At 61.1% G+C, this 3892-nt stretch carries 4 protein-coding genes and 2 pseudogenes; 2 read left to right on the forward strand and 4 right to left on the reverse strand.

The genetic code is table 11. From position 1 onward, the window contains the following. The 4 genes and pseudogenes from ACGVJ8_RS10050 to ACGVJ8_RS10065 form a co-directional block, all read right to left on the reverse strand. Window positions 1-157 (reverse strand): annotated as a pseudogene (locus tag ACGVJ8_RS10050) (tryptophan--tRNA ligase); the annotation flags it as partial. Between the two features lie 3 nt (window positions 158-160). Continuing rightward, window positions 161-664: a hypothetical protein gene (locus ACGVJ8_RS10055; protein ID WP_392347737.1), complete on the reverse strand. Its 504-nt coding sequence runs from the start codon at window positions 662-664 to the stop codon at window positions 161-163. A 16-nt stretch (window positions 665-680) separates the two neighbouring features. Continuing rightward, window positions 681-1208: a hypothetical protein gene (locus ACGVJ8_RS10060; protein ID WP_392347738.1), complete on the reverse strand. Its 528-nt coding sequence runs from the start codon at window positions 1206-1208 to the stop codon at window positions 681-683. Next, on the reverse strand, window positions 1201-2103 hold the full coding sequence (locus ACGVJ8_RS10065; RefSeq protein ID WP_392347742.1) for a cation diffusion facilitator family transporter: 903 nt from the start codon (window positions 2101-2103) through the stop codon (window positions 1201-1203). Before ACGVJ8_RS10065 ends, ACGVJ8_RS10060 begins: the two co-directional genes overlap by 8 nt. A 136-nt stretch (window positions 2104-2239) precedes the next feature. Between ACGVJ8_RS10065 and ACGVJ8_RS10070 the strand changes: the two genes are divergently transcribed. Beyond that, complete coding sequence (locus ACGVJ8_RS10070) at window positions 2240-3550, forward strand: YcjF family protein (protein ID WP_392347740.1); 1311 nt, start codon at window positions 2240-2242, stop codon at window positions 3548-3550. A gap of 141 nt (window positions 3551-3691) precedes the next feature. After that, window positions 3692-3892: pseudogene (locus ACGVJ8_RS10075) on the forward strand (photosystem II q(b) protein); the annotation flags it as partial.

The following is a 3892-nucleotide window of genomic DNA, read 5'->3' on the forward strand; positions in this document are numbered from 1 at the left end:
GGTCATGGGGAACGGTGATGGCGTGGAGATCCACGACACATACAAAGGTGTCGTGGGTCTCCTGCAGATCAACCCAATTGCGGATGGCACCCAGCCAATTGCCGAGGTGCAGTGCTCCGGTTGGTTGCACCCCGGAAAGAACCCTTGGCCGGTTCATCAATCAGGCCTCGGTTGCTTCGGTTTTGGTGTCGTCGCTGGGGGCTGCTTCTGACTCCACCAACGGCTCCACCTCTGGCTCAGCAACCGGTTCAGCCTGGGCTTCCGGCTGGGGTTTTGTAGGACGAGCAAAGGGGTTCGGACGGGCCCCGCGGCTGCCGCGCTCGTTGTCAAAGCGTCGTCCGCGACCACCACCGTCGCGACCACCACCATCACGCCGGCCACCCCGGGCTGGTTGATTGCGTTGCTGCTCGATCAGGGCGTCGAGTTGGCCGTCTTCCAGCATTTGGCCGAGACTGCGCACTGCGAAACCCAGGACAGCAACGGTTGAGCGGAGATTGAAGGCCTCCTGCAGTGCCCTTGCCGAGCGCATTTCGTTGTCACTCAGGCGAATCCGGAAGCCGCCGCCTTCACGGCCGCCGCCACGGTTGCCACGACTGCGCTGACCGTCGCGTCCGCCGTCTCCCTGTCCCGCCTGTTGTTGGGGATCGCTGTAGGAATCACTCATGGCCCATGGCCTGGAATCAGGCGCAAGTGTGACGCATCACCGGGGTGTTTTCGGTGATCCAGAGCAGCTGGTGGCATTCAACGCTCTTCTTGCGAGCCAGCACGAGCATCGGAACTGCCGTGATCCCCCGTTCAATTCGTTCGCGGTAGCTGCTCACCAGTTGGCGGTACCGCTGGGCTGTCCATCCGTGAATGGCGTGGTCCTGGCTGCTCCAGTAGTCCTGCAGCGCTCTTTGGCAGTCCTCCATGCCGAAGTCATGCCAGCAGCTCTGCTGGGCCAAGAGCGGATTCATCCCCTGTTGGAGCAACCGCCGATAATGCATCAGTTCTGGTGCTTCATCGTGCCCATCCGGAGGGAGTAAACGGTGCAGCTTGGTCAAGGGAATGCGAGACAGCCGCAGCCAGCAGCGTTCTCGCAGCAACACCGGAAGCTGCCACGACCAGCCATCGGCATGGCGGACCTCATCAAGCACCTCAATCAGTTCCCTTTGCTGACGCTCGGTTAGCCCGGTGAGATCAAGTGTTTCGGTGTCGACCTCAGCCATGGGCGCCGGTATAGGTGATCCCGTCCTCCACGTAGTCCTTAGGTTCCAGATGGATGGTGCATCGCACCGGCCCAAAGCTTTCGTCGAGGCGCTCCTCCACTTGTTCGCTGATCCGGTGCGCCGTGGTGAGGTCGTCGGCATTGACAATTATATGCATTTCGATGAAAACCTGCTGGCCAAGAACGCCCCGGCTGGCGATGTCGTGGCAGTTCATCACGCCAGCGGTGGCCATGGCTTCGGCATAGATGGCCTCAGGTGCAACCGCCATGTGGTCCACCAGCCAGGGCAAGGTGCCGCGTAGCACCTGCCAGCAGACACGGATCAGCAGGAGGGCCATGGGGATGGCCAGCGCGACGTCGAGCCAGCTCACCTGCAGCCAGACCGCCCCCGCCATGCCCACCAGCACCACAACGGTTGTCCAAACGTCGCTCGCCGAATGCTGGGCATCCGCCTTGAGGAGGTTGCTGCTCAGTCGCCGACCTTCCCGCAGCTCATACGCCGCCAGCAGGAGGTTGAAACCCAGCACCAGCGTAAGCAGCACCAGTTCTTGGCTCGTCACCCGGATGGGTGGCAGGCCCTCCAGAAGCCGCTCCCCTGAACGTAGCAGGATCTCGATGGCTGTGAACAGGATGAAACCGGCGATACCGAGGGCTCCGACTGCCTCGTATTTGCGGTGGCCATAGGGATGATCGCGATCGGGCCGTGGATCGGAGAGTTTGTTGGTGACGAGTCCCGTGAGGCTGGACAACGCATCAGTGGCGCTGTGCATGCCATCGGCGATCACCGCCAGCGATCCACTCATGGCTCCCACCAGAAGCTTGAGCAGCGACATGGTGATGTTCAGGCCCAGGGCCACCATGAGAACCCTGCGCACCCCCTGGCGGTTGTCGACCATCGCGATGGGATGACTGTGTGTCACGGCTGACCCTGGCCTGTTCCCAACTTATGGAGAAGTCGTGCTTCTGGCCTGAAGTTCTGGTGTCTGGTGGTGGGTTGAGCTAAGAAGGATCACTGCTACAGCAGCCCTTCTGTTGAAACTCCCGGCTTCATGGCCAGCTCTGGTGATGCCACCGTCGTCGCTGCTGCGGCCGTTGGCTCTGGCTGGAGCTGGGTTGCTTGCCGGGCAGTGGTTGATCAGTGATGTGATGCATGTTCCCGGCGGGGGGTTGGGTCTGCTGGCTGCCGGTGGCGTGGTGATCTGGCTTGGGCGCAAGCCAAACCAGCCGCGGTTCGCAGCACCGGTGTCGCTGGATGGATGGATGGCTCGATGCCATGAGGTGCTGGATCAGTTCGTACGTTTCGAGCAACAACCCGCCGCTGATCTGGCCCGTCGCGCCGAGTTGAAATCGGTGCTGGACCGCAGTGGTCCTGTGCGCATGGCGATGGTCGCCTTGGGAGGCTCTCAGGGACCGAATGAAGCAGACCTCAGCAGCTCTCTGGCCGGCCCGATGCCGTTGACACTCTCGCTGTGCCATCCCTTGACCACTGACGATGGCAGCCGTTGCTGGCCCCGCGGCCTTGTGGATCAGAATCTGATCCTGTTCAGTCTGAAGGCGCCACTGCTTGCCTCAGATCTGCTCTGGCTTCAGCAAGTGCCGGAGGATCAACCCGCTTGGCTGCTTCTGGGGACTGAAGGCCAGGACGCGTCGACCGATGCCATCGCTGCTGTTCGAGATGATCTTCCCGATCGCTGGCGCGAGCGGATCCTGGTTCAGGAACCGTCGATGTCGCTGCGGACTGCCCTGGCACCGCTGCGCCGCTCACTGAAACAGGCGGCGTCTGAGACGCGGCTGTTGGCAGAGCTGCATCGGCGTTGGCAGCGTGACCTTGAGTCGCTGCGGCGTGATCGCTTCCTGCAGATCCAGCAGCGCACCCAGTGGATTGTGGCCGGCTCCGTGATGGCATCCCCCATCGCCAGCCTGGATCTTCTTGCCGTCGCCGTCGCCAACGGTTTGATGATCAAGGAGATGGGCGAAATCTGGGGAACATCGCTGCAGCCGGATGTGCTGAGGAAAGCGGCGGCGCAGCTGGCGCGGGTGGCCCTCGCCCAGGGCGTGGTGGAGTGGACCGGGCAGACCTTGCTGGGACTGGCCAAGCTGAATGGGGGTAGCTGGCTGATCGCTGGTTCGATGCAGGCTCTCAGTGCGGCTTATCTCACCCGTGTGGTGGGTCGCTCCATGGCGGATTGGCTTGCGATCAATGCCGGTGTGGACGAGCTTGATCTTGTGGCGTTGAAGCAACAGGCGCCGCTATTGGTGGCCCGGGCTGCAGAGGAGGAACGGATGAACTGGAACGGTTTTGTCCAGCAATCTCGCGACTGGCTACTTCATGCAACTTCATGAATGCTTCGTAAAGTGTTTGATGAAGTTTTTTTGAGAGCTGATTCTGATTGTTAAGTTGTCATGTAACGGAAGGTTCCGTCCATAAAATTGTTCCGCCTGTCCCTTTTTTTTGGGAGAGGTTTATCCGTCTTCTTTTCTTCTATGTCCACCGCAATTCGCAGCGGACGCCAGAGCAACTGGGAAGCCTTCTGTGAGTGGGTTACCTCCACCAACAACCGTCTGTATGTCGGTTGGTTCGGTGTGCTGATGATCCCCACGCTGCTGGCTGCCACCATCTGCTTCGTCATCGCCTTCGTCGCCGCTCCTCCGGTTGATATCGATGGCATCCGCGAGCCTGTCGCT

It is taken from the genome of Parasynechococcus sp. (genome assembly GCF_042954245.1).
Taxonomy (GTDB): domain Bacteria; phylum Cyanobacteriota; class Cyanobacteriia; order PCC-6307; family Cyanobiaceae; genus Parasynechococcus.

What these genes read in the sequence shown, in the direction of transcription:
- ACGVJ8_RS10055 (WP_392347737.1), bottom strand. Translation starts at nt 664, where the DNA reads ATGAGTGATTCCTACAGCGATCCCCAACAACAGGCGGGACAGGGAGAC.
- ACGVJ8_RS10060 (WP_392347738.1), bottom strand. Translation starts at nt 1,208, where the DNA reads ATGGCTGAGGTCGACACCGAAACACTTGATCTCACCGGGCTAACCGAG.
- ACGVJ8_RS10065 (WP_392347742.1), bottom strand. Translation starts at nt 2,103, where the DNA reads ATGGTCGACAACCGCCAGGGGGTGCGCAGGGTTCTCATGGTGGCCCTG.